This window comes from Sutcliffiella horikoshii (genome assembly GCF_019931755.1).
Taxonomy (GTDB): domain Bacteria; phylum Bacillota; class Bacilli; order Bacillales; family Bacillaceae_I; genus Sutcliffiella_A; species Sutcliffiella_A horikoshii_E.
Genome location: NZ_CP082918.1, coordinates 185,818 through 211,872, shown reverse-complemented (window position 1 = coordinate 211,872; position 26,055 = coordinate 185,818). Strand labels below are relative to the sequence as shown.

The 26,055-nt window shown below is 42.0% G+C and carries 26 protein-coding genes and 1 pseudogene; 11 read left to right on the top strand and 16 right to left on the bottom strand.

The window, feature by feature from the left end; all coding sequences use genetic code 11:
- Nucleotides 1-135 precede the first annotated feature (135 nt).
- Nucleotides 136-1,365, top strand: coding sequence for a hemolysin family protein (locus K7887_RS01185; RefSeq protein WP_223491821.1), 1,230 nt, complete (start codon nucleotides 136-138; stop codon nucleotides 1,363-1,365).
- Nucleotides 1,366-1,417: 52 nt separating this feature from the next.
- On the opposite strand, the gene K7887_RS01180 is transcribed toward K7887_RS01185, so the two are convergent.
- A complete protein-coding gene (locus K7887_RS01180) occupies nucleotides 1,418-2,746 on the bottom strand; it encodes a hemolysin family protein (protein ID WP_223493554.1) in 1,329 nt (442 codons plus the stop codon).
- A gap of 431 nt (nucleotides 2,747-3,177) precedes the next feature.
- On the bottom strand, nucleotides 3,178-3,945 hold the full coding sequence (locus K7887_RS01175; RefSeq protein WP_223491820.1) for a MerR family transcriptional regulator: 768 nt from the start codon (nucleotides 3,943-3,945) through the stop codon (nucleotides 3,178-3,180).
- A gap of 260 nt (nucleotides 3,946-4,205) precedes the next feature.
- Here K7887_RS01175 and K7887_RS01170 point away from each other — a divergent pair, with 260 nt between their 5' ends.
- On the top strand, nucleotides 4,206-5,768 hold the full coding sequence (locus K7887_RS01170; RefSeq protein ID WP_223491819.1) for a glycoside hydrolase family 10-like protein: 1,563 nt from the start codon (nucleotides 4,206-4,208) through the stop codon (nucleotides 5,766-5,768).
- 60 nt (nucleotides 5,769-5,828) lie between these two features.
- On the opposite strand, the gene K7887_RS01165 is transcribed toward K7887_RS01170, so the two are convergent.
- Both K7887_RS01165 and K7887_RS01160 read right to left on the bottom strand, forming a co-directional pair.
- Entirely contained in the window at nucleotides 5,829-6,143 is a 315-nt protein-coding gene (locus K7887_RS01165) for a YbjQ family protein (RefSeq protein ID WP_223491818.1), read from the bottom strand.
- The gene (locus K7887_RS01160; RefSeq protein ID WP_223491817.1) at nucleotides 6,124-6,330 is read right to left on the bottom strand and encodes a hypothetical protein; all 207 of its coding nucleotides are present in this window, start codon (nucleotides 6,328-6,330) and stop codon (nucleotides 6,124-6,126) included. Before K7887_RS01160 ends, K7887_RS01165 begins: the two co-directional genes overlap by 20 nt.
- 149 nt (nucleotides 6,331-6,479) lie before the next feature.
- Here K7887_RS01160 and K7887_RS01155 point away from each other — a divergent pair, with 149 nt between their 5' ends.
- Nucleotides 6,480-7,139: a spore coat protein gene (locus K7887_RS01155; protein ID WP_399208996.1), complete on the top strand. Its 660-nt coding sequence runs from the start codon at nucleotides 6,480-6,482 to the stop codon at nucleotides 7,137-7,139.
- Nucleotides 7,140-7,201: 62 nt separating this feature from the next.
- On the opposite strand, the gene K7887_RS01150 is transcribed toward K7887_RS01155, so the two are convergent.
- The 11 genes and pseudogenes from K7887_RS01150 to K7887_RS01100 form a co-directional block, all read right to left on the bottom strand.
- Nucleotides 7,202-8,005: a cytochrome c oxidase assembly protein gene (locus tag K7887_RS01150; protein ID WP_223491816.1), complete on the bottom strand. Its 804-nt coding sequence runs from the start codon at nucleotides 8,003-8,005 to the stop codon at nucleotides 7,202-7,204.
- Complete coding sequence (locus tag K7887_RS01145) at nucleotides 8,002-8,472, bottom strand: DUF2243 domain-containing protein (RefSeq protein ID WP_223491815.1); 471 nt, start codon at nucleotides 8,470-8,472, stop codon at nucleotides 8,002-8,004. The genes K7887_RS01150 and K7887_RS01145 overlap by 4 nt, the downstream gene beginning before the upstream one ends.
- Before the next feature lie 155 nt (nucleotides 8,473-8,627).
- Complete coding sequence (locus K7887_RS23040) at nucleotides 8,628-9,155, bottom strand: methyl-accepting chemotaxis protein (RefSeq protein ID WP_399209648.1); 528 nt, start codon at nucleotides 9,153-9,155, stop codon at nucleotides 8,628-8,630.
- 234 nt (nucleotides 9,156-9,389) lie between these two features.
- A pseudogene (locus tag K7887_RS23035) lies at nucleotides 9,390-9,920 on the bottom strand (protoglobin domain-containing protein); the annotation flags it as partial.
- 186 nt (nucleotides 9,921-10,106) lie between these two features.
- Nucleotides 10,107-10,610 (bottom strand): peroxiredoxin family protein, encoded by a 504-nt coding sequence (locus tag K7887_RS01130; RefSeq protein WP_148966700.1) that lies wholly within the window; start codon nucleotides 10,608-10,610, stop codon nucleotides 10,107-10,109.
- 15 nt (nucleotides 10,611-10,625) lie between these two features.
- Nucleotides 10,626-11,297 (bottom strand): haloacid dehalogenase type II, encoded by a 672-nt coding sequence (locus tag K7887_RS01125; RefSeq protein ID WP_223491814.1) that lies wholly within the window; start codon nucleotides 11,295-11,297, stop codon nucleotides 10,626-10,628.
- A gap of 127 nt (nucleotides 11,298-11,424) precedes the next feature.
- Nucleotides 11,425-12,249, bottom strand: coding sequence for a DUF2935 domain-containing protein (locus K7887_RS01120; RefSeq protein ID WP_223491813.1), 825 nt, complete (start codon nucleotides 12,247-12,249; stop codon nucleotides 11,425-11,427).
- A gap of 96 nt (nucleotides 12,250-12,345) precedes the next feature.
- Complete coding sequence (locus K7887_RS01115; RefSeq protein WP_223491812.1) at nucleotides 12,346-13,518, bottom strand: Ger(x)C family spore germination protein; 1,173 nt, start codon at nucleotides 13,516-13,518, stop codon at nucleotides 12,346-12,348.
- A complete protein-coding gene (locus K7887_RS01110) occupies nucleotides 13,515-14,981 on the bottom strand; it encodes a spore germination protein (RefSeq protein ID WP_223491811.1) in 1,467 nt (488 codons plus the stop codon). Before K7887_RS01110 ends, K7887_RS01115 begins: the two co-directional genes overlap by 4 nt.
- Nucleotides 14,978-16,060 carry an endospore germination permease gene (locus K7887_RS01105; protein ID WP_223491810.1) on the bottom strand — a complete coding sequence of 361 codons (1,083 nt, stop codon included), beginning with the start codon at nucleotides 16,058-16,060 and terminating at the stop codon, nucleotides 14,978-14,980. The genes K7887_RS01110 and K7887_RS01105 overlap by 4 nt, the downstream gene beginning before the upstream one ends.
- 114 nt (nucleotides 16,061-16,174) lie before the next feature.
- The gene (locus K7887_RS01100) at nucleotides 16,175-16,849 is read right to left on the bottom strand and encodes a YdeI/OmpD-associated family protein (RefSeq protein ID WP_223491809.1); all 675 of its coding nucleotides are present in this window, start codon (nucleotides 16,847-16,849) and stop codon (nucleotides 16,175-16,177) included.
- Nucleotides 16,850-17,067: 218 nt separating this feature from the next.
- On the opposite strand from K7887_RS01100, the gene K7887_RS01095 reads away from it, so the two are divergent.
- The 5 genes from K7887_RS01095 (at nucleotide 17,068) to K7887_RS01075 (ending at nucleotide 21,944) form a co-directional block, all read left to right on the top strand.
- Nucleotides 17,068-17,427, top strand: a complete 360-nt coding sequence (locus K7887_RS01095) for a cupredoxin domain-containing protein (protein ID WP_148980421.1) — start codon at nucleotides 17,068-17,070, stop codon at nucleotides 17,425-17,427.
- 15 nt (nucleotides 17,428-17,442) lie between these two features.
- Nucleotides 17,443-17,610: a cytochrome c oxidase subunit 2A gene (locus K7887_RS01090; protein ID WP_223491808.1), complete on the top strand. Its 168-nt coding sequence runs from the start codon at nucleotides 17,443-17,445 to the stop codon at nucleotides 17,608-17,610.
- Between the two features lie 27 nt (nucleotides 17,611-17,637).
- Nucleotides 17,638-18,111, top strand: a complete 474-nt coding sequence (locus tag K7887_RS01085; RefSeq protein WP_223491807.1) for a cytochrome c oxidase subunit II — start codon at nucleotides 17,638-17,640, stop codon at nucleotides 18,109-18,111.
- The gene (locus K7887_RS01080; protein ID WP_223491806.1) at nucleotides 18,108-19,766 is read left to right on the top strand and encodes a b(o/a)3-type cytochrome-c oxidase subunit 1; all 1,659 of its coding nucleotides are present in this window, start codon (nucleotides 18,108-18,110) and stop codon (nucleotides 19,764-19,766) included. Before K7887_RS01085 ends, K7887_RS01080 begins: the two co-directional genes overlap by 4 nt.
- A 468-nt stretch (nucleotides 19,767-20,234) precedes the next feature.
- Nucleotides 20,235-21,944 carry a glutamine--tRNA ligase/YqeY domain fusion protein gene (locus tag K7887_RS01075; RefSeq protein ID WP_223491805.1) on the top strand — a complete coding sequence of 570 codons (1,710 nt, stop codon included), beginning with the start codon at nucleotides 20,235-20,237 and terminating at the stop codon, nucleotides 21,942-21,944.
- Between the two features lie 56 nt (nucleotides 21,945-22,000).
- On the opposite strand, the gene K7887_RS01070 is transcribed toward K7887_RS01075, so the two are convergent.
- Nucleotides 22,001-22,198 (bottom strand): hypothetical protein, encoded by a 198-nt coding sequence (locus tag K7887_RS01070; protein ID WP_223491804.1) that lies wholly within the window; start codon nucleotides 22,196-22,198, stop codon nucleotides 22,001-22,003.
- A gap of 380 nt (nucleotides 22,199-22,578) precedes the next feature.
- Between K7887_RS01070 and K7887_RS01065 the strand changes: the two genes are divergently transcribed.
- The 3 genes from K7887_RS01065 (at nucleotide 22,579) to katG (ending at nucleotide 26,053) form a co-directional block, all read left to right on the top strand.
- Nucleotides 22,579-22,779, top strand: coding sequence for a hypothetical protein (locus K7887_RS01065; RefSeq protein ID WP_223491803.1), 201 nt, complete (start codon nucleotides 22,579-22,581; stop codon nucleotides 22,777-22,779).
- Nucleotides 22,780-22,792: 13 nt separating this feature from the next.
- Complete coding sequence (locus K7887_RS01060; protein ID WP_223491802.1) at nucleotides 22,793-23,593, top strand: MFS transporter; 801 nt, start codon at nucleotides 22,793-22,795, stop codon at nucleotides 23,591-23,593.
- Nucleotides 23,594-23,869: 276 nt separating this feature from the next.
- Nucleotides 23,870-26,053, top strand: a complete 2,184-nt coding sequence (katG, locus tag K7887_RS01055) for a catalase/peroxidase HPI (RefSeq protein WP_223491801.1) — start codon at nucleotides 23,870-23,872, stop codon at nucleotides 26,051-26,053.
- Nucleotides 26,054-26,055 lie beyond the last annotated feature (2 nt).

Sequence of the window (26,055 nt, the reverse complement as noted above, 5' to 3'; positions counted from 1 at the left end):
ATGTTTAATAATAGAATAACCTATAAAGCATATTAGAGAAAAACATAAAGGTCAATCCATAAAATTATGGATAATGCATGTGAAGGTGGAAAAAGGGGAAATTAGAACTAACTTAATTTAGGAGGACTACATACTTTGTTTATTGCGATAGCTTTTTTCTTATTTATGTCTTTTTTCTTGTCGGGGAGTGAAACGGCGCTGACAGCTGTTAATAAGATGAAAATTCAAATCCGAGCAGAAAACGGGGACCTTGCTGCTCAAAAGTTGTTGAAGCTGATTGAACGCCCTGACCAGTTTATTACAGCCATACTAATCGGAAATAACGTTGCCAACATCATGTTGCCGACACTTGTAACACTTATTGCTATTGATTATGGCTGGAATGTTGGGGTTGCTACTGCTGTTCTGACTGTCGTTTTGATTATCTGTGCAGAGGTCGTGCCAAAATCCATTGCCGCTACTTTTGCCAATAATGTAGCGTTTATTGTGGCACCTGTCATTTCCATTCTACTTTTTGTCTTAAAGCCCCTGATCTTTTTGCTTTCTATCCTTACTAATTTCATCATCCGCCTTCTTTCAAGGGGAATGGTCCAAGAGGCAACTCTTTCCAAGGAAGAGCTTAGAACGATGGTGGACATCGGCCGCACGGAGGGAACATTTTACGAGGAAGAATCGCAGCATATTCTCGGTGCCATTGATTTCTATACCAAGGATGTCCGTGATGCGTTGAAGACACCGCGGATTGAGATTCATGGGTTGCCTTGTGATATTACTTTTGAAGACGCGAGAAGCTTTGTAATGGATAGTAGTTATACACGTTATCCTGTCTACAAAGATAATATGGATAACATTATCGGCGTGTTTCATGCTAAATTTTTGTTGAATTGGTCTCTGAGACCGGACTTAGAGATCAAGGACTTCATGGATACCAATCCACTGTTTGTTGCAGAATCCACCTCTATTGAAAAAGTATTTAAGATGATGCTTAAAGAGAAAAAACATATGGCTATTGTTATTGATGAGTACGGTGGGACGACAGGACTCATCAGCCATGAAGATATTATTGAAGCCATGATCGGGCAGGAAATTGAGGATGAAACGGATGAATCCGGGGAAATTCTCATTGAAGAATTAACGGACACTCAAATCATCTGTCATGGAAAAATTGCCATCCGGCGTTTTAATGAAGTGTTTAAAACAAAGGTGCCTGAAGAAGAGGACACGGTTGCAGGGTTTCTTTTCAAAGAGCTTGGCCATATACCAACAGAGGGTGAATCCCTTGAGTATCATCACCTCCACTTTGACATTTTGAAGATGGAGGACAATGTCATCAAGCAAGTGAAAGTTAAGAAAAAAGCTAATTAAACGTAAAGAGGGTGTCGCTCTTCCGTGAAGAAGAGCGACACCCTCTTATTTATTATGACTGTTGATGCTGATTTGATAGTGCATGTAACTGAAGGCCAACTTGCTTTACCTGGTGATTTTCCATTTCAAGTACTGTCCAAATGTTCTCACCATGTTTAATATGTTGCTCTTCATCGTCTTCTAGCTCCTGCAGCATTACCTGCATCCAGCCGCCAATCGTATCGATATCATCCTTTTCATCAAATATTACCCCGAATTGGTGTTCAATATCTGTCAACAAGACAAGGCCATTTATATGATAAAGATCTGTTTCGATTTCTTGAATATCCGGTACTTCATCTGCATCAAATTCATCGCGGATTTCCCCTACGATTTCTTCAAGGATATCTTCCATCGTGAGGATACCGGCAGTACCACCGTACTCATCAATGACTAATGCGATATGAACCTGCTCTTCCTGCATTTTTAATAAAGCATCTTGAAGGGAGGTCACCTCATGAATTAGCGGAAGCTCGTGAAGGAAGTCTTTCATCTCCCCTGCTCTGCCCGCAGCGAAGTTTGTAAGCATTTCCTTTACGTTCACAAATCCGAGAATATTATCTTTGTCCCCATCCTCTGTAACAGGATAACGGGTGTATTGGTGTTCATCCAATACGCTGATAATTTCTTCTCTGGTCATGCTATTAGATAAAGTGACGATTTGCACGCGCGGAATCATAATGTCCCTTGCGACTCTTTCGTCAAAAGTGAATATATTTTCCATGTAGGATAGTTCTGTTTGATTAATTTCTCCACTTTCAAAACTTTGCGTCATAATGATTTTAAGCTCTTCTTCTGAATGGGCCTGCTCATGACTTGCAGGTTGTACACCGAACATGCGAAGCAACATACGCGCTGAACCGTTCAATGTCCAGATTAATGGGTACATCAGCTTACCAAACCAATATAATGGTCTCGCAAGAAGCAACGTCATTTTTTCCGCAAACTGAATCGCAAGCGTCTTTGGTGCGAGTTCTCCGACTACAACGTGCAAGAATGTAACAAGGGAGAACGCCACCGCAAACGAAACAAAAGTTGTAACGGTTTCCGGTACACCAAAGTTTTCAAATAGCGGATATAATAGTCTTTCAACAGTCGGTTTTCCTAACCAACCAAGACCTAGCGCTGTCACTGTAATTCCAAGCTGACACGCAGACAAGTAATAATCCAGGTCGGAAATAAGCTTTTTTGCCACAACCGCTGTCTTGTTACCTTCTGCAATCAATTGGTCAATACGGGACATACGCACCTTTACCACTGCAAACTCAGATCCAACGAAGAATGCTGTTAAACCTATTAACAAAGCCACTAAAAGTAAGTTCATAATTAATATACTGTCAATATCCAATTGTTTCCCTCAAAAGAGGGATTCACCTCCGAAAATTTCCACTTTTATTTTTTCTACCTTTACCTTTAACTATTCCACCTAATTTTAGATTAGAACTCTCCCCCTGTCTGAATATAAAAAAGCCTCCACCAAAAACTGGTAGAGGTTTATTTGTAAAGTTATTTAACCTGTACCTAAGTGGCAAAGGTCTCGCAAACAACATCTGAAATGTTGCCAGTTAAGCCGGTGACTTTACTGTCACGGATTGACGACATAACTGTTAGCTACTCCCCTTTGGAGTATTATAAGCTCATTATATGTGAGCGATAGCTTAAACTCATAAACTATCAAGAAAAATTCTATTATAGTTTCGTTGTAAAGTCAATATTTGTAGATTAGTAGAAAAATCCCGACTCCCTTTGAAAGGAGTCGGGACTGGGTATAAGTTACTGTTTTTGCATTCCCGTATAAATATAGATGGCATCCCGTAGGAACTCAGCAGTACCAGGTTGTTCTTTATCATAGAATGCAGTAAATCGCTCGTCATCGACATACATTTGAGCAAGGCCGGCATGTGCTTCCTTAGAGTAGGAATCCCAGTAAAATCCTAACCATTGACGGTGCAAGTCTGCCGCTTTTTGCGCAAGTTCTCCAGCAGGATCTCCGGTTTTGAATGCCTCGTTTAAGACTTTCAGCACCTCTTCCCCAAGCTTTTCTCCCTGCTCGTACTGATTCTTTGACATGCCTTTCAGCTTGGCATTTGATTTATCCATTGTCTCGTTGCCATATTTCCCGCGAACTTCCTTGCCGTATTTCGCTTCGTTTTCATCTATCATGTTCTGCTTGAACGCTTCAAACTTCTCTTTGTCACTCATGTTAATGCTCCCTTCTTTCGCAGACAGGGTCCGGTCTACACTTTCAATCAGGCCCTCGAGCCGCTTTTGCTTTGTCAGAAGCCTGTCACGGTGTTCTTTAAGTGCTTCCACTTCATTAAAGGATGGAGCGTTAATGATTTTTTGGATGCTTTCGAGATCTATCTCGAGCTCTCGGTAAAAAAGGATTTGCTGCAGCTTATCCACTTCCGCCTGCCCATAGATACGATACCCCGAAGCACTCATTCTCGCCGGCTTAAGAATCCCAATTTCATCATAATAACGCAGCGTCCTGCCTGTCACTCCAGCCAATTTTGCTAATTTCTGTACGGTGTATTCCACCTCTGATCACCTCCTGACAAATTCAGTGTACACCTTGACGTTGCGTAAAGGTAAATAGGTTTTTTAAAAAAATAGGCCGAAATAATTACAAAATATATTAGAATATTCTGCATTTTAATTCTTTCGTCTTATATACCATATTTGTCATTACTTTTATAATAAAACAGAAATAATATTTCAACTTTTATGTTATTTTTTGAAATATTATTTCAAGTTTATTGTAAGCGTTTACTAAATCAAAAGAAAGCGAGGGGCTACAAATGAAATTTGGACAAGCATGTAAGTACATAATAATTACGGCACTATTATTCTCCTTCACTCTCCCTCTTTTTACAACGAAAGGGAGTGCAGAAATGACTCAGCAGCCAAAACATGAGATGAGGGCAGCTTGGATTGCCACGGTTCAGAACATTGACGTGAAAGCTGGCATGAACGAAGCAGATTATACAGCCTGGGTAGAACAAACGCTTGATTTTCTAAAAGGTAAAAACTTTAACACGATCATTTATCAAGTAAAACCTACAGCAGATGCTTTTTATCCATCTGAAATTGATCCTTGGTCCAAGTATGTGACTGGAGGAGCACAAGGAACAGATCCAGGGTATGACCCGTTACAGATTATGATTGATGAATCTCATGCGCGCGGTATTGAAGTGCATGCATGGGTAAACCCGTATCGTGTGACGATGCCTTTTGAAACATTAGAAAGCCTTTCAGAGGATAATGTCGCAAAAGAACATCCTGAGTGGGTAGTTAAATACGGTTTTCAATACTACTTGAATCCTGGTATTCAGGGAGTGCAGGATTACCTGCTTTCTACTGTTGAGGAGCTTGTAACGAACTATGACATTGAAGCAGTTCATATGGATGACTACTTCTATCCATATCGCAGAGTTGGAGAGGAATTCCCCGATCAAGCACAATTCGAAGCGGATCCGCGCGGCTTTGATAATATAGAGGACTGGAGACGCGACAACGTAAACAACTTAGTGTCTGCGATTAACTCCACTATTAAAGAAACGAAGAGCTGGGTACAGTTTGGTATTTCCCCGTTTGGCGTGTGGAGAAATATTGCGATGGACCCGACAGGAAGTGATACGACAGCAGGTCAAACAAACTATGATGATCTTTACGCAGATACAAGACAATGGATCAAGGACGGCAGCATCGATTATATTACACCGCAAATCTACTGGTCCCGCGGTTTTGCAGCAGCTGATTATTCCATCCTGCTTGACTGGTGGAGCAACGAGGTCGAAGAATATGCCTATAACCATCCGGTCAACCTGTATATCGGAACAGCAGATTACAAAGTAGGAGACAACTTTGACCAGAACTGGTATAACCCATATGAGCTACCTGAACAGATTTTAGACAACCGCCAAGACGATAACACATTTGGACAAATGCACTTCTCCCTTAGACAAATCATCAAAAATAACCTTGGCTATGCAGACATCCTCACCAATGAAATCTACACAGAACCTGCACTAGTGCCTGCAACCCCGTGGAACGGTGAAGAGCTTCCACAAAAACCAAATACGATGAAAGCAGACAAAACAAAAGGCAGTATCACTCTAACAATCGATGACAAAAAGCATTCTGATGCAAGGAAATATGTTATCTACCGTTTTGATGGACTTCAAGAAGGAGATTATAACGACCCTGCAAATATCGTGGATGTTGTGTATTCTACGGAGGGTGTGACTACTTATGTAGACAACACGGTAGAGGAAGACAAGCAATATACGTACGGCGTAACCTCCGTTTCCAATACTGGATTGGAAAGTAAGGATGCAAAGATTGTGAAGGTTGTAAAATAAAGTTACGCGCTTGGTGGGCTACATTGCTAACCAAGCGCTTTCTCTTTTTTTTACCCTATGCTATTCCACCGTTACCGCCGTTCCATAAGCGATAATCTCGGATGCATTCGTCATCACGCTCGAGGTTTCGAGACGCACACAAATAATCGCGTTCGCTCCTTTGCTCTTCGCATCCTCCACCATCCGGGCGATTGCCTTTTGACGAGCCTCTTGCATCATTTCCGAATACTCCTTGATTTCACCGCCGACAATCGTTTTTAAACCTGCCAACAGATCTTTTCCGATATGTTTTGACTGAACTGTGCTTCCTTTCACAAACCCCTTCAGATCTACAATCTTTTTTCCTGGTACAGATTCAGTAGTCACTATAATCATTTTTGTCATCCTCCTCTTTCTCTTTGGCACGCTCAACTATCAGCACGATGAATAGGGCAATGAGTGCAAGTACATAAAATATGTAAAACAAAACTCCTAACCAAATATTAACGACAAGCAGGGCCAAACCGACTAATTGCCCCAATATAGCTACAAGTAATAGCACCTTCTTTAGGGTTTCAATCATTCTCATCCCTCCACCACTACTATTCACCACCCACAGAGAAACTCCTTGTACCATTGACATTATATTTTCCAGCCTCACTTTTCATACATGAATGGGACAAATTTGCTCATTATAAGACAGAATGCCACTTTTAAGGAGAGATGACAAATATGCAAAATCAACCTAACCCACAAGGACAAAATATGAATCAACAACAAATGCCTCCGAACATGAATATGAATATGGCTGGCACACAAACCACAAACACCAACCATGGAGGGCACGAGCTATTCGATGCTCATGAAGTAATTGCCGGCATCATCAGTATGCTCGACCAATACCAAATGTACGAACAGCATATCCAGGATCCCGCACTTAAAGATATCCTGACACGCCAGACAACTTTTGTTACCCAGATGTACAACACCATCGTGGAAAGCTTCCGAACTGGTCAGAAGCCATCTGTTTCTACTCAAGTTTATAAAATGACCCAAACACATGATGTAGTGTACGGCATCACACCGTCCCAACCGAAAAAGCCGAACCAATCCGTTAATGAGCTTGCCGACAAAGGGCTTTCCGCCTATATGCTCGGTCAAACAAAAGGACTTGCGACATTGCTTGCCATGACGGCGCTTGAAATGACCAATCCCGTCCTTCGCCGCGTTGTTGCCGACAGTGTGCCAAACTTCATTGAAATGAGCTATGAGATTTTCTTATATCAAAATAAACATGGCTACTATCAAGTACCGCAGCTTGCCATGCAGGATATGAATGCGATGCTGCAAAGTTATACAACCGTACCGACTCAAGGGAATATGCCTCATTAAAAAAACAAAGAAGCCTTGGTGAGCAACAATTTTTTCTCCAAGGCTTCTTTGTTCATTTTTCCTTACCCTTCTAAAGCTACCTCGCCAAGTGCTTTAGGACGTGTAGCTTTATACCATTGAAGACACAGAATGAAAAGGATGATACCGTCAATAACATCTCCGCCGTAATACATAATCATGCTGCCTCTTTCGGCTTGTTCTACCGGCACACCCATTGGAGGCCGGGAATAGATGAATTTCGAAAGTATGCCATGTCCTGCAAGTGCGAGAATGAATATGATGGCACGATAAAGGTAGCTTCTTCTATGTACTGTCGGATCAACATAAATCATCGATATAGTAAATAAATACCCTGCCAGGAACACATGAAGATGCACTAAAAGATACAGCCCTACATGCTGATGCATCGCTTCATACAATGAGGTTGTATATAGAACCCATAAACCTCCGATATTCAAAACAGTTGCAACAGCCGGATCTGTAACGACCGAGATAGGTTTACTCTTTAGGAACCTTGTTAACTTTCTTGAAGCATTAACGCTGAGCGTCCTCATTACAAGGGTCATAGGTGCCGACAAAGCGAGCAATAGCGGCGCCAACATCCCTAATAAAAGATGTGCATACATATGATAGGTGAAATCCACATGTGCCTTTTCTGCAATCGGACCTGCCAAAGCACTTACCGCAAAGATAATACCACCAATAAACAGCAAAGTCCGCTTGAGCGGCCATTTGGTATATGTTTGATTGGATAGTTTCACTGCTACTAGAAATAAAAATAGAGCCAATAAAAAAGGAAGCACCAGGAGCTGACTAGTCCAACCACCGAGCTCTGCGTGATGATGGATATGAGTGAGTATGCTCATGAAGAAACCTCTTGGGTACGGTGCCTATTATTCGTTTTAATCGTTAAAATCACACCTACCACTATCATGCCGGCAGCAATCACATTCCAGATCACGTCATAGATTATTACATTATCTACATATCGAATCTGATGAATTCGCATGATTTTGTGTTGAATGATTCCATCATATAACTGAAAAACTCCAGCCCCTAAATAAATCCCTCCTATCCACCTTTTCCAAACAAGCGAGTTCCTTCTCCTTAAATCAGCAAATAAAAATAAACCACCAATCGTTGCAAACCAACTGAATGCATGAAATAAACCATCAGATACTAAACCAATACTTGTGGTCGACTTGTCATAAAAATGATGCCAGTGAAGCAATTGGTGAAAGATTGTTTCATCTATAAAGCCAACCACCCCTAATCCAAAGAGAATCCCCGACCACAAATTTCGTCTGCTATAGTTGGATGTAGCCTTTTTCATGTCATTGCTCAACTCCCATTCTTTGAAGATTGCTTTTCTTCATAATTTCCCTAAAAGTTGTCTTGTAATCAAGTTCTCGTTCTATTTTATCCACAATTCAGGGGGAATTTGAGCATGAAAAAACCGATGAGAAATCCCATCGGCTTTTTTATATACTATTTCATCTCTTGCGTAATCATTGTCAAACTATCTGCAGAATGAGCTACCTCTTCAAATGCTTTTCCAAGTTCATCTACCACACCCACAAAGGACAATACTTCTTCGTTGATTTTATTATTTTGGTTGGTGGTTTTCCCTAACATATTTAAAATTTCTTCAAAGTGTTTTTCTGTCTGCTTCATGTTATCGTCGCCACTTTTAACTTCCACTCTTATTCTCTCCAAGGACTTTATCAATTCCTCTGCTTGTTTATTCGTATTTAGGATAAGAGAAGAAACATTTGTTACGGATTTTTTGGTCTGTTCAGAAAGTTTTCGAACCTCACCTGCTACCACAGCAAAACCGCGTCCTGACTCTCCGGCCCTTGCCGCTTCAATGGCAGCATTAAGCGCCAACAAGTTGGTCTGGTCCGCTATCCCTGTCACGATTTCTACGATCTCTTCCATCTGCTTTGATATGGTTAATAATACATCCACATCTCTTGAAATATCGTTGACGGAACCGTGAATATTTGTCATATTCATTGTTTGTTTATGTATTTGGCCTTTTCCATTTTCCTCATGTTCCTGTGCAAGAATGGAAAGCTCTGTTCCGTTGTTTGAGAGAGACACTATCTCACTAGAACGTGAAAGTAATTGTTGAAACGCTGCATTCGTCTCTTCTGATATCGCAGCCAAATTTTCAGATGCGCTCGCTACATTATCCCTAACATGTCGCTTTTGATCCTCCACAGCTTCTTTTAATCTTTCTGTCTCCTGATCATATGCCTCTAATACTAACTGCTGCTCTAAATTCAACAGCTTGGACACAGCTCTGATTGCAAGAAGGCAGTCTTCTTTGTTTGAAATATTCTTATCAATGATGTTAATAAGAGATAATAGTAAATCTTGGAATGCACACATATACCATTTCGTTTGCAACCCAATCTTTACATGTATTTGAGCTATTTTTATTCTTTTAGCAAAATAGGACTCATCGATCTTCCCATCAAACATTTCAGTAATATGTTGTTTAAGCGTCTTTTTAAGCCTTTCGATGGAGCTATTATCATTAATAATTGTCAATAACGCCGGTTCGTTCTCCAAATTCTTATAAAACCGCGCCACTATATCCTCAATTTGTTCCGTAACAAACGGTTGAATAGCGTTTATAACTTCCAAGTCCCTTTTGTGAAGGTCTATCATTTTTACTTGCTTGAGGATCTCACTATCTCTCTTCACCTCAAGACTACCTTTTCCCTCTTCAAAACTGAAGCTTTTCCCTTGTTGGCGTTCCCTTTTGAATATCATCCTGACTCCCCTTTTTCATACAAAAAATCCCTCTCACTAGGAGAGGGGACTGCTTATTGATTTATAAGCAATTGTCTATTTTTAATAGTATAGGAATTTATCTCCATAGACAATGGCTTAAATAACTTAACTAGAAAGTTTTAAGAATTGAAGTTGAAGCGGGTTGGTGAAGTCTAGATTACAAGGCTACTTTAAATTCTTCCCAATGTATTTCACAATTTTTCGCAGTTCAGATACAGACGGTCTACCAAATGGACTTGTCTGCCTTTGTTGATAGAGTAACTTTCCTTTATCATCGACAAGGAAATAGGCTGGTTCCCCATGTACCCCATGGTCTTCATAAGGTGCATCTTCTCCATGATAATAGACGCCATATGCCTCTAGTGCTTCAAGATTTGGATCTGATAAAACAGGCATAGTCAAATCATATTCCGATACCATTTCCTTTAGTTTTTCCACTTCTTCTGTGGCAATGGCCAAGACATGTACTTTTTTATCCTCAAAGTACCCTTTGCTTTCCTCTAGTTCCTTCAATTCATTTTGACAGACAGGGCACCATGAACCGCGGAAAAAGACGATCAAATGCCATGCCTCATGCTCCTTTTGGTGAGCGTCAAACGAGAAAGTTTCCCCTGTAGTTTGAGTAAGTTTAAATTCAGGAGCTTTGTCCTTTAATTTAAGATATCCCATGTTCATTTCCTCCTTTTATAATAAATCCAAAATGCCATCTAGTGAATCAAATGTGTAATCTGGGGCTAGCCCCAATTCTTCTTGGGGTAAATGATTTCGGTTAATCCAAGCAGTATGAAAACCAAAGTTTTTGGCGCCGCTAATATCCCATCCATTAGAGGACATAAATAGAACTTGTTCTCTTTTCACACCTATCACTTTCAGGACCCCCGTATAGGAAGCAGGCGTAGGTTTATACTGCTTCGTGTCATCTACACTTATGATGTGTTGGAAATACTCGTTCATCCCTGCTTGTTCGACCAAAGGATCCAACATATCTCGTGAACCGTTCGAAAAGACCGCAAGAACCTTCCCTTTCTCTTTGAGCGTGCTTAACACATTCTGTACTTCATCATAGGCACGTAAAGAAGTATATTGCTCTAAAAGAGACTCCACTTCTTTGTTAGAAAACGGTATGGACAATTGCTTCAATGCATACTTCAAAGAATCTTTCGTTACGTCGGAAAATGTTTCATAGTTCCCCATCAGTTGCCGAAGAAACGAATACTCTAACTGTTTTCTCCTCCATATTTCACTGATTTCCGTTCCTTTTCCATCAAATAATTCATCCGCTTTTTCTTTTACCGAATGAACATCAAATAAGGTTCCGTATACATCAAATACGAATGTTGAAATAGTAGGGGGCAACTCTAACACTTCCTTTATTGTATTCTCTTTTTAAAATTCCCTCTTAAGGAGAATATAAACTGTTTTATGTGCTCTAAAAAACACACCACCGGCATATAGGTAGTGTGTTTTCTCCATCTGATTAAATTCAGTCCCTCAACGTAGGCTTCGTCAGCTTACAAGCGGGGTAGCTGATGGAAGGTGCGTAATAGGATAACTTCCTCATAAAATAGCAGGATTCCGGAAAATGATGTTCAAGGAATCGCAGGGTACTTTGATTAATAAGCTCGTCATTTAAATAAAGTTCAAGCACTTCAGCTACCAGGTTATTAAACTTCACTACTTCCACTGACACTTCCTTTGCGAACCTCATCTGCGCAGGAAAGCCTGGCTCCGCGAAATGAAGGTAGCCTTCCATCATGTCGTTTTTCACAATGAACTGCGAAAACTTTCCTCTCACATGATTGGTCCGTTCAACCAGCGCGAATTCAACTCCATCTAGCATCCTCAATAATAAGGCGGCGTGCCCCAACTGATCATCCAGCCACATGCTCAATAATTCCACTAGCGATAAGGCTGGGTATTCTCGTCCTTGTACATAACTCTCCAATATTCTCAAATACTCCCTATTCTCCAAAAGGGTTCCATTCAGATAGGTTGGCGTGAGGTTCAAATTCACTTTATTGAAAAGTCTTAGGTTTAGTAGATTTCCCTCAAACAAGTAGTACTTGTAGGCCACCTCATTCGCCATTTCCGCCAGCCTGATCATCGGCCTGGAATCTACAGGTGCATCTTTAGGAACCTTTTTCAGCTCCTGTTCCACTTTTCCAAAAGTCTCAATAAATGTTTCCGCCTGCTTGACCCATTTCTTTTCTTCCGGTGATAGGTAATCTCTTATAAAATAGGCGTGGTCCTTTAAGATGCCCAACCAAAATTCATGCTCTTCCCATGGGGTAATCGGTTCATAGCTCATTCTGTCCCCCTCCTCTTTATACAACTTATTTGTTGGGAGAGGTTTTCATGATAAGGAAAAACGCAGCCTACATGAAGTAAACTGCGTTTTTGGCAATTAATCTATCTCTTCCATATTAATGGTACGGTTTTTGAGCGCTCCAGAATGAATGACTTTAACATTTAAATCAATGTCCTCCAACATATTCTCTGATAATTTAAATCCCCCATCACCCAAAGATGATTTCCAACTCTTATTCTTCCTTCGGTAAAGGATATGCTCCAAGCGGAAAAAATCCGTATCATTTTGTACACCTAGTTTGTATAAATCCTTAATTTCCTTATGTATCTCTTCCCTCAAATTTGCTTCCATTTCTTTTAAATTTAAAATTTTATTTGCATCTCTATTTGCTATGACTCCCTCGAGAGAAACCTTTACATCAAAGCTAAGTGGACCTTTACCTTCAACTGGTTTAATATCCACTTCATTTTTTTCAAAAACAATATTAAAGTCTGGCTCTCCCTCATCATCCATTACTTGTATTCCAGCTCTTTCCGTCTCTTTAGTAAGCCAGCGAAGCCCCTTGAGGACTTCAAGCGTATAGAATCCCTTAAATTCTTTATTTTTCAAAAAAAAGGCCCCATCTATTTCAAGTTTGGGATCAGGTTCCATATTATGAACCCAATGGCTTTCATTGATACGGATAGATGGTAGATAGGTGGTAAGGGCCGGTTCATATAATTCTCGTACAAATTGTTGTAGCTTTATCGGACGGATAGTGGAATTTTGTTCATAAGTACCTAAAGGGCGATGCAAAACGGTTGCTAACGCTGACTGATTGAAGAAGCTTGTGGTGGAAAAGACATCCTTGATAGGGGCGTTCGTTCCAAAAATCCACGTAACCAACCGAAGCTCATAATACCTTGTCAATACATCAAAAATATGATGAAATCCTTCTTCCAATGCGGTTTCACTTACTAAAATCGTATTAACATGTGCCCAAAGCAGCCTTTCTTGTGAAGTATTATATGCTCGGGAGAGGGCTTCATCGAATGTTTTTCCTTTTGTTTCTGAAACCCATACAGAAGGTTCACCACTGCTTCCGTTAGCTCCTTGAGAATTGAAACTGATTAATTGAATATAACCTATATATTCATTATCCTTGAAATCCACCCCTATTGCGGTAACATAGTTCAGGTTCTGAACCTCTTTAATATCTGAGCAGCTTGTTAGGAACAAAAGGGGCAGTACCAGAAATCCCTTCAGCAGCATTTGAAGATCCGCTCTCATTCTTCCTGTCCCCCTTTCCGCTGTACCATGGGTGCTATAAACTGACGTTTTTTAAAAGGGTTAACAAGCAAAGCCGATAGAATCTCCTTGAAATTTAGCGTGGAAATGGGTTCAAGATATCCCACCTTAAAGGACTCCAATCGGGCCAAGTAAAATAAGATACTAAACAAACCTAAAAACACTCCATAGATACCCAAAAACACACCTAACAGCATTATATAGATTCGCAACACACTTACGGTCCCTGTCAGGGATTGGTTTACAAGTGTAAAAGTTGCTACGGCCGTCAATGCAACCACCACAATCATTGTGGCAGATGCCAAACCAGCGCGTATCGCAGCGTCCCCAATAATCAATCCCCCTACTATTGCAACCGTCTGCCCCACTGCTTTTGGCATTCTGATTCCAGCCTCTCTCAGCAGTTCGAACAGCCCAAGTATAAAGAACGCTTCCAACCCTAACGGTATCGGGAGCCCTTCTCTCGATAAGGAAACGGTATTTAATAGTTGAAAAGGAAGCTGATCCACGTTTACGGAAGATATGGCAATCCAAAAACCTGGTAGCATAACCGCTATAAAAAAACCTATAATTCTAAATACCCGTTGAAAAGCCACCGTATGATACGGATAGTGAATATCCTCAGGTGATTTTAACAAAACAAAAATATTATTAGGCCCAATCAATATCATCGGCGAACCATCTACAATGACAATGAACCTTCCCCTCAATATACACTCCACCGCAAAGTCAGGGCGCCCGATATAATCAAATAACGGAAATAATGAAAAGGTGCGATTTGATAACCATTGCTCCAGTTGTCCACTGCTGACCAAGCTTTCTGTTTCCATTTGTTCAAGCCTGCTTCTTACCTCACTCAGCATCTCCTTATTTACTCTATCATCCAGATACATTAGAGAAACTGCTGTTTTACTTAGCGTCCCAATTTCAAAGTTTTCATTAAATAGAAAAGGTGATTTCAACCTTTTACGGATAAGGGCTGTGTTGATGTTCAGCTCTTCAGTAAATCCGTCCTTTGGCCCCTTGATGGAAACCTCTGTATTGGATTCGGAGGGCTCCCTTTTCGGCACATCAGTAAGTTCAAAAGCCAAAAAGTAATTTCTGTGTGGTTGAAATACGATAAAATACCCTGAGAAAAGTTTATCAATTAATCCACTGATGGAACTCACTTTTTCTATCGGCGGCAACTCGTACTCAACCACAGCGTCCTCTCGAACCTGAACATATTCTACTATAGAACAAAAATACTCATTCACTTGGCTGAGATCCACCATTCCCATGCAATAAAAAGCGGAAATATTTCTGTGTTTTTCTTCCATTTCAATAAAATGAACATCTGCATAGTTTTGAAAGTAAGCTTCTAATTCTTCACCTAGAAGGTTGTGATCTTTCAAATGGTCCTCTAGCGATTCCAAACTTAGAACAGGTGTTGATGAATTCTTCATACAGCTTCCGTTCCTTTCACCTTTTGTGGGAGAAAGCTTATTACAAACAACGACAAGGTCAGAATTATTCCAATCAATAGTAACCCTGGGTAAAAATAAGTCCCTATGGCCGTTTGTACCCAAAGATCACTGATAGGCAATATTCCTATAAAAAATAAACTGGTGGAAGCTGACCAAAAAACGATAGATTTCACTTTATTTGATGTGAATCCGATATCTTTAAGGAAATACAAACATAAAGACACCCTGATCACCGCCCCGGAAATGAACTGAAAGACTGCAAAAAAATCTAAATGTGAAACATGCTCCCCAAGCTCAACCAGCCTCCACTGTTCAAATGCAGGAAAGCGTAGAACTGCTGCGACGTTCGGTCCAAACGAAGCAATTGATCCAAGTAAAGGACCTAGAATAAGTCCAAGCAAGATTGTGATTAGGAGAAGAAGTTGCCATAGTTTGAACGGCTTACTTACATATTGTTGCAATAAAAGAATCAATAGGATATCCACACTGCCTCCAAGCACAACCGTTATACCGCTAATAATTGGAGAACTGCCGTTCACAAGGATCGGAAACATATAAGAGTAATCCTTATTAGAGATAGTAGAAAACGCGACAAAATAACCAAGAATCCAGACAATTGGCAATAAAAATGTAGCACTGTACACAATTGTCTTTAAATTTGAGCTAGCTCCCCATACACACAATAGAAGGAAAGGAAGGACGACGATCCATTGTGGTGTGAGAGGAAGAAAGTATATCTTTATGGATGTTATAAAATCATAAAATGATATAAGAGCAATGATGGAAATATGGAAGAAATAGATGAACATGATACTGGCAGAAACAACCCTTCCCGCTCGTTTAGCAATCCAGGTAGCGAGCTTCATTTTTTGTTTATTTCGAGACATGATGAAAAATAGAATCATCCCCCAAATCAGCAGGATTCCGTACCCTACCAACACACAAACCCAAGCATCGCGCTTTGCTACAAATAATAGATGAGGCAACATAAGCACATGATTAGAGATCCCGATAAACAGAATGATGACAAATGATAGTTGCAGACGGGAAAAAGTCATGAGTGTCTCCTCTCTTTTAACAAATGGTAGTATTTAATAGTATGAGTGGAAACACCTCAATTATTCAAAAACTCAAAGTAAAGGCCGCATTCTCATGTAGAATGCGGCCTCCTATTACTTCTTATTTCTCCTGTATAAATCCATCGATTTATGACCCTCATCAATGATTGCTACCATCTCATGCAATCTTTTCTCCTGTGTTTCCGCCCTTTTGGCACTATAGACATAGCGCGCCCAATCCTTCTGGTAGCCGTATGTCAAATCGTTATATTTCGCTAATACATGTTCATTATTTTTCAGGAAGCTCTTGATGTCTTCAATGTGAACGATGTAGTCATCGACACATTGGCTTTTTGCGCTTGTCTTCTTGTTCGCTTTTTTAGGGGTGGATTTGATCCCTACCACTGTAAAGACCTCGTTCAGGCTGACCATTCTTGAAAATTTAAGCGTGCTGTTTGGCAGGTACTTTTCTTCATCCAAGTTTAATGCTGCATAAAAACTGTCCCGCTCAATGTATTCCGGGTAAACAGAATTCCCCTTTTTAGGATAGGCGACATACAAATAGCCGTTATCAGAAAGCAGCTGCTTTTCATTTATAATTTGGACGTACTTGTTGAAATCTTCCATGGAGAACATGAACAAGAATATCAAATCATACTTGTCCTTTTTAATAGAAGTATCGTAGTCCAGTCCTTCAAACTCCCCTGCACCTTCAGGCAACTGTAAAAATAAGCGGTTCTCATATTTTTGCAGATTCAGTTTATCAACAATGGTTTTTTCGGCATTCATCCCTTTTCCATCCTCCTAAGCTTCCTTACATGTCTATCTACTATTATAACAAAATCAGGCATTATCAAACCGTGTTTTCCACTTTGCTCACTTGTTAACAAAATGTTCACCTTTTTCTTCCAGATGTGTGACTTTTATCACACTTTTAAATCCTTCCACCTTTTACAATGAAGGTGCATAGATCATTTATATAAAAATTGGAAAAGGAAGTGGCGAGTATGTTTTCTTTTAAAAAATTTTTGGTGTGCTGCTTTGCACTTGTATTACTTTTAGGGGTTATGACTGGTTGTGGTTCTGATGAGGTTTCAGTGGAGGATGCAGAGGCAGAAGTAACGATTAAGAGTTCAAACTGGGAATTCGATCAAGCTACTTATACTGCACCAGCCGGCAAACCTGTTGCTATCCACCATGAAAATGTGGAAGGTCACCACGGAATTACCATTAAAGGGACAGATGTGAAGATTCAAGGAGATGGCAGTGTCGTTGCGAACCTTAAGCCTGGGGAATACGAAATCATCTGTGACATCATGTGCGGAACAGGACACACAGAGATGGTTTCCAAACTGGTCGTGGAATAGAAAGGGGTGTCAGGGATGGCAAATTTACAATATGAACGTCCTGAAAAAACTACCGACAAGAAGCTTCCTCTGAAAGGAGAGGAAGCTTCATTAAAAGGCACATTGATTGCCGTATTTATGTTAGGAGCCTTTATCGTCATTTCGTGGATCAGCGTGTTCAGCTTATTTATTTCACGAAATTAGTCAAGTCAAAAAAGGGGGTACAAATAGATGCATTTACACCGTTATGAAAAATATTGGTTAATATTTGGAGTCGGAACCTTGGTTGTCTTTTTATCTGTCATTGGCTTTACCGCCTTCGCGCACGGCCATCATCCGCCAAGCCATATGGCGACCGTCGATGCTGAGAATGTGAGAGCATCCGCTCCATTTGATGAGCCAGGATTGAAGAAAATCGACGAGAATACCTATGAAGCTACCATCATTGCCATGACATTTGGCTATGAACCTAATAAAATTACCGTTCCAAAAGGCTCTACCGTCAAGTTCCAGTTGACAAGCCAAGATGTCGTCCACAGCTTTACCATTCCGAAGACGAACGTCAACATGATGATCACACCTGGTCACATCAACCAATCGGAACATACGTTTAAAGAAGCTGGCTCTTACCTTGTCCTTTGCAATGAATATTGCGGCATCGGACATCAGAATATGCAAATGGAAATTGAGGTGACAGAAGAATGAGACAGGCAGCGGAAGTAGACATTCACGATTCAAAACTAAGCATGGCCTATATTTATATCGCCTTTGCCGCGCTGTTCCTTGGAACGATGGCAGGTGTGGTCCAAGGGCTTGTCCGCGGGGGGCTGATTGAGCTTCCTTACAGCATCAGCTATTACCAGCTGTTGACGGCACATGGCGTGTTGCTTGCCCTCGTATTGACCACCTATTTCATCTACGGCTTCCTTCATGCCGGAATGAGCAGGACACTCGGCACGATGACACCTTTTGAAAGAAGATTAGGCTGGATTGGATTTTGGGTACTCACAATCGGTACTCTATTGAGTTTTGCAATGATTTTAACGAATGACGCATCGGTCTTATATACTTTTTACGCGCCATTGCAAGCCTCTCCCCTCTATTATGTAGGACTGACCCTGTTTGTGGTCGGAACCTGGATAGGCGGGGCAAGCTTGTTAGCACATTATATCCGCTGGAAAAAACAAAACCGTGGTCAGATTACACCGTTGTTCAGCTTTATGACAGTAGGTACCATCCTTTTATGGTATGTCGCGTCCATCGGGGTTGCCGCGACTGTGTTGCTTCAATTCTTACCTTGGTCCCTAGGTCTTGTTGATAACATCAACATTTTATTGAGCCGCACATTGTTCTGGTACTTCGGCCATCCGCTTGTGTACTTCTGGCTCTTGCCAGCCTACATCGCTTGGTATGTCTGTATTCCTAAAATCATCGGCGGAAAGCTTTTCAGTGATTCACTAGCTCGCTTGGCTTTTGTCTTGTTCTTGCTGTTCTCGATTCCAGTTGGCTTTCACCATCAGCTGATGGAAGCTGGTATCTCTGAGTTTTGGAAATACCTGCAGGTTGTCTTGACGTTTGCCGTCATCGTTCCTTCCCTGTTGACTGCCTTCTCTATTTTTGCCACGTTTGAATTGGCAGGTCGGGCAAAAGGAGCTCGTGGTGCCTTTGGGTGGGTACGAAAATTGCCTTGGAAGGACGCACGCTTTTTCGCTCCGTTCATGGGAATGTTGTTCTTCATTCCGGCTGGAACCGGCGGAATCATCAATGCCAGTAACCAGATGAATGCTGTTGTCCATAACACTCTTTGGGTGGTGGGGCATTTCCACATTACCGTTGGATCAACCGTTATCCTGACCTTCTTCGGAATCGCGTACTGGCTAATTCCGGTCTTGCGCGGCAGGGCTTTCACCGCACGTATGAACAAGCTTGCGATGACACAAACGATCCTTTGGACAATCGGTATGTTCTTCATGTCTGGTGCGATGCACTTGCTTGGGTTGCTCGGGGCACCACGACGTACCGCCTATACCACTTACCAGGATCATGCCACAGCCGCCGCTTGGTTTGATGGGGTCTTCGCAAACCAAGTGACAATGGCACTCGGCGGCGTCATCCTATTTGTCGCATCCATGCTGATGATTTACATCGTCATCAACCTTACCTTCTTCGCACCAAAAGCCCATACGGAATTCCCGATTGGCGAAGTGGCGGAAGATGCGGGGGAAACACCACGTATTTTAGAAAACTGGAAGCTATGGATCGGTATTGCAGTGGCACTAATCTTGTTCGCTTACACGATTCCGTTAATGGATATGATACAAAATGCACCACCAGGATCACCGCCGTTCAGGCCTTGGTGATGGTTGGTGGATGGGCAGTGGGATGAAGGGGTCCCGCTGCTTTTTTGTTTTTTGGGTATTCGCGATAACGATGAGGACCTCGCTAACGCGGATTGGGATCGACTGAGGTCTTCATTCAGGCGGTGAGAACCTCGCTGATGCGGTTCGAGCTCAACTGAGGTCTTCATCGAGGCAATGAGGACCTCTCTAATGCGGTTCGAGCTCAACTGAGGTCTTCATCGAGGCAATGAGGACCTCTCTAATGCGGTTCGAGCTCAACTGAGGTCTTCATCGAGGCAATGAGGACCTCTCTGACAAAGACTGAGCACGACAAAGGTCTTCATCCTTCTCCTTTTTCCGCCACTCCCGCTCTTATAAGCTTTTGCGCTTGCCATTTCTTGTGTTACAATATTGACTATCATAAATGTGGGGAAAATAGCTGAAATAGCCCGCTCCCCCGGCATTCTTATATAAGGAAGGTTGAAAAACTTGGAACATAACCCAGCAAACTCGAATTTTATTCGAAATATCATAAAAGAGGACCTGGAATCCGGCAAGCGCAACCATGTCATCACCCGCTTCCCTCCAGAGCCAAACGGTTACCTACATATCGGACACGCAAAATCCATCGTCATCAACTTTGATCTTGCTGACGAGTTCAACGGAAAAACGAACCTGCGCTTTGACGACACCAACCCTTTAAAAGAAGATGTTGAATATGTTAACTCCATCAAAGAAGACGTTAAATGGCTTGGCTATGATTGGGACGGACTATTCTTTGCATCTGATTACTTTGAAGAGATGTACAATCGTGCAGTTCTTTTGATTAAGAAAGGCAAAGCGTATGTGGACGACCTGTCTGCTGATGAAATCCGCGCTTATCGTGGGACTTTGAAAGAGCCAGGAAAAGACAGCCCATACCGCGACCGCTCTGTGGAAGAGAACCTTGACCTATTTGAGCGCATGCGTAAAGGCGAATTTGGCAATGGTGAGAAAGTGCTTCGTGCAAAAATTGACATGAAGTCACCGAACATCAACCTGCGCGACCCTGTCATCTACCGCATTTCTCATGCAACCCACCACAACACAGGAGACAAATGGTGCATCTACCCAATGTATGCCTTCGCACACCCGATCGAGGATGCGATTGAAGATGTGACTCATTCTATCTGTACGGTGGAGTTTGAAGATCAACGTCCACTATACAACTGGGTAGTGGAAGAAACAGAAATGGCTGGAACGCCACAGCAAATCGAGTTTGGCCGTTTGAACATCACCAATGCTGTTATGAGTAAGCGTAAGCTACGCAAGCTTGTGGAAGAAGGAATTGTGGACGGTTGGGACGACCCTCGTATGCCGACGATTTCCGGACTGCGCCGTAAAGGCTACACACCGGAAGCTATCCGCGCATTCGTTCGTGAAACAGGTGTTTCCAAGGGATCCGGTTTCGTTGACTCGCAAATGCTAGATCACTTTGTGCGTGAAGATCTGAAATTGAAGTCCCCTCGTACGATGGGTGTTGTACGTCCGTTGAAAGTGGTCATCACCAACTATCCTGAAGGACAAGTGGAAATGCTGGATGCGGAAATCAACCCGGAAAATCCAGAAATGGGCACAAGACAGATTCCTTTCTCCCGCGAGATCTATATCGAGCAAGAGGATTTCATGGAAGATCCACCGAAAAAATACTTCCGCCTCTTCCCTGGCAATGAGGTTCGCTTGAAACATGCTTACTTTATTAAGTGTGAGGACTTCATTAAGGATGAGGACGGCAATGTGGTGGAAATCCACTGTACGTATGATCCGGAAACCAAGAGCGGTACAGGCTTTACAGGCCGTAAAGTAAAAGGTACCTTGCACTGGGTGGAAGCGTCCCAAGCTGTCCCTGCTGAGTTCCGTTTGTTCGAGCCGTTGTTATTAGACGAGGAGCCTGAGTCTGAAGTGGAAGCTGAAGTGGCAAATGTTGCTGGCACCGAAGAGGAATCTGTGGAAGTGGAAAAGTCCTTCCTTGACCACGTGAACCCGAATTCCATGAAAGTGTTAAACGGTTTTGTGGAGGAAAACATGAAGGGTGTGGCGCCACAGGAGAAATTCCAGTTCTTCCGCCACGGCTACTTTAATGTGGATCCAAAGCATACGACTGCCGATAAGCTTGTGTTTAATGAGATTGTGTCGTTGAAGAGTTCGTTTAAGTTATAGTAAACACAAAAGACCCCCGGGAGATAACTCTCTCGGGGGTCTTTTATCTATCCATGCTACACAAACCATCTCAAATAAACAATAAATCCAACTATAATAACAACAAACAACGCGATATAAATATACGTGAGGCGTCTTACATTCCCCTCTGATTTCTTCTGATAGTCCTGATCCCCTTTTCCCGCTACCTGAAGTGTTGCAAACAGCCCGCCAACCAAAACTAGCACTCCTAAAACACCTAACGCTAACATCATATGCTCTCTCTCCATTCAAAACTTCTCTTAATATGAACGGTAGCCTAAAAATAAGGGTTTTTCAACTATACTAGCTTAATTTTTTAATTAATCATCTCCCCATTTCGGTGGATTGTAACTTTTAAAAGAGATATTGTAACTATTTCAGCGGGGATTGTGACTTTTCCAGAGGTTATTATAACTTTTCGATGGGTTATTGTGATAAACATAAATATCTATTCCCCCCTCAATAGTCCTAAACTACCATTCAGCCAGCAACCACCATACGTTATACTGATAAAATACATTATTTGTATAAATAACTAATTTACGGTTTAAATTATTCCAAATTAAGGTATTAAATGTACGTGAGTTTCCGTAGAAAGGATTGGGGCAAAATTATGCAACGTTTTCTTGATACCATTCAAACCTTTTTCTTCATGATTCTATTTTTAGCAATAACTATCATTACAGGAATTTCGTCATTTGAGTTTTTCAGGGACGGGAGCATCCTTTATGGTCTTGCATTAGGCGTGCTATGCCTATTTTCCGTAGGGTTTGTGTGGTTATCCATTACTAGTTTACTATCTAACAAGGATTAGAAAGGAGAAACAAATGGGATTTGTCGTTGTCATGGCTTTAATTTTCACCATCCCTTTTATATGGCTCGGATGGTCGGCCATTGATGCCGGGAATGGAAAAAGGGAAAAGATAGATTGGAAGAAACCTAGTATTCTGCTTTTCATCATAATAGCTCTCGTAGGCGCGATGAATTATTACTTTTACCACTCCTATCAACTGCCCCTATTGCCAAACTTTTTTGAAGGCATAATAGGGCTTACCGTTACTGGGGCTATTGTATTCATCATAGCGATCGTCAATATCATTGTCAGCATTACGCATAAAGGAGCTCCAAAATCTGTTCATAACCCTAAAGCGGTGTGGGCCTTTGCTGGTATATTAGGAGTTGCCTTCTTGTTATTATTTTCGTTGGTCTACCCTACCGCTCAAAAAGCTGCATATGTTCACAAAATCGAAACTGCCATGCAGGCACTAGCTGAATCTGAAACAGATAAGGAAGTCACCGTTCTTTTCATGAACTCTGAAAAAAATTGCGTCAGACGAAGGACGGAAAGTTGTTCAGATGAAGGTTATCAAAACTACTTCTTCGCAAAAAATAACTTAGAGGAAGAAAAAGACGTACAGGTCCGGATACGTGCACTGAACGCCGATAAGGAAGAGCTAAAAGTCGTGGATTCCAATATCATGACCCTTGACGCAGGCGAACTGAGACTAGTGGAAACAGAGGAAACAAACGATAAAACGAGTATTTGGAGCAAATCTACCTTTGAAACGGACTACCAAATTTATTATTACGAATATATGTATAGGTTCAGAGACACTTCAGAGGAATAAATTTAAAGCTAATCGCCTAGCAATGACGATTGGCTTTTTTATCACCTTAAAGGTATTAAATTCCAATAAAAAGGCACCTTAAGAATTGGCGACGTACCCAAATTATATTAATTTCAGAATATTACTAAAAATAGGTGCGTATTTCTTTTTATTCTGTTGATTATTTATTATAATTATAATGTAAGAATTGATGTTGTCTCATTTTGTGGTTTCGTACGTTGTAAGGCAAGTTAGTGTGCTATTTACTCTTCTCAAAACAGAAAGGGGAAAAGATGTATGGACAATGAGAACGTTGGAAAGTGCCCATTTACGGGGGAAGGTTCTGATAAGCCAATTAAAGGAACGAAGAACAAGGACTGGTGGCCGAACCAGCTTGATTTGCATGTGCTTCACCAGCATGACACGAAGACAAACCCACTAGGGGAAGATTTTAACTACGCAGAGGAATTTCAAAAGATCGATTATGCAAGCCTGAAAGAGGACTTACATAATCTTATGACAGATAGCCAAGACTGGTGGCCGGCGGACTATGGTCATTACGGGCCGTTCTTTATCCGTATGAGCTGGCATGCTGCAGGTACATATCGTCAAGCAGATGGACGCGGAGGCGGCGGAAGCGGATCGCAGCGTTTTGCACCGTTAAACAGCTGGCCTGATAATGGAAACTTGGACAAGGCACGCCGTCTCCTTTGGCCGATTAAAAAGAAATATGGCAACAAGCTCTCTTGGGCTGACTTGCTCGTTTTTGCAGGAAATGTTGCGATTGAATCCATGGGTGGAAAAACAATCGGATTTGGTGGCGGCCGTGAAGATATTTGGCAGCCTGAGGAAGATGTAAACTGGGGTCCTGAAAAGGAATGGCTTGGTGACAACCGTTATTCCGGCGAACGTGACCTAGAGAACCCGCTTGCTGCCGTACAAATGGGATTGATCTACGTTAATCCGGAAGGACCAAACGGTGAACCAGATCCGAAGAAAAGTGCCTTTGATATTCGAGATACATTTAAACGGATGGGAATGAATGATGAAGAAACCGTGGCATTGACTGCCGGTGGACATACATTCGGAAAAGCCCACGGTGCTGGTGATCCATCTCATGTGACAGAAGAGCCAGAAGGAGCAGGCCTTGAACACCAAGGTTTCGGTTGGAAGAGCACCCACGAAACAGGCCACGGCGCATTCACGATCACAAGTGGAATCGAAGGTGCATGGACACCAACCCCAACTAAATGGGATATGAGCTATTTTGATTTACTGTTCGGATATGAGTGGGAGCTGACGAAAAGCCCGGCTGGCGCCTACCAATGGGCACCAATCGATCCGGATGAAGAGCATTTAGCTCCAGACGCTCACGACCCATCCAAAAAAGTAAAAACGATGATGACGACAGCGGACATGGCAATGCGAATGGACCCGGAATACGAAAAGATCTCTCGCCGCTTCCATCAAAATCCGGATGAGTTTGCTGATGCCTTTGCACGTGCATGGTTCAAGCTGCTTCACCGTGATATGGGACCTCGCGACAGATATTTAGGACCTGAAGTGCCGGAAGAAGAATTCATTTGGCAGGATCCGGTTCCGAAAGTTGACTACACATTAACAGACGCAGAGATTGAGGACCTTAAAGCTAAACTATTGAACTGCGGTCTCTCTGTCAGTGAGCTTGTTAAAACTGCTTGGGCTTCTGCCAGCACTTATCGTCATTCGGACAGACGCGGTGGCGCAAACGGTGCCCGCGTTCGCCTTTCCCCTCAAAAGGATTGGGAAGCAAACGAGCCTGAGCAGCTTGCAAAGGCTATTAATGTATTAGAAGACCTGCAGAGTACTCTGGACAAAAACGTCAGCCTTGCAGATCTTATCGTACTTGGCGGAAGTGCTGCTGTTGAAAAAGCAGCCAAAGATGCGGGCTTTGATGTGAAAGTTCCATTTACACCAGGCCGCGGTGATGCCACACAGGACCAAACAGACGAAGAAAACTTCGAAGTATTGGAGCCTGTTTCAGACGCATTCCGCAACTACCATAAGAAAGAATACTCCTTAAAGCCGGAAGAGTTCATGGTAGACAAAGCTCAGCTTATGGACCTATCTGCAAAGGAGCTGACTGTTCTGATTGGAGGCTTGCGTGTCCTAGGTGCGAACCATGGCGACACCAAGCACGGCGTCTTCACGGAGAGAGTCGGTACGCTCACGAACGATTTCTTTTTGACTTTGCTTGATATGGGTGTGGAATGGAAGCCAGTAGAAGGAGAAGGCTACTACGAGGCACGTGATCGCCAAACAGGCGAACTCGTTCGAACCGCTACAAGAGTAGACCTTGTCTTTGGTTCCCACTCCGTCCTTCGTGCCCTTGTCGAAGTGTACGCACAAGACGACAGCCAAGAAAAGTTTGTAAAAGACTTTGTGGCTGCATGGGTGAAAGTAATGGATGCAGACCGTTATGATGTGAAAGTGAAAAAATAATA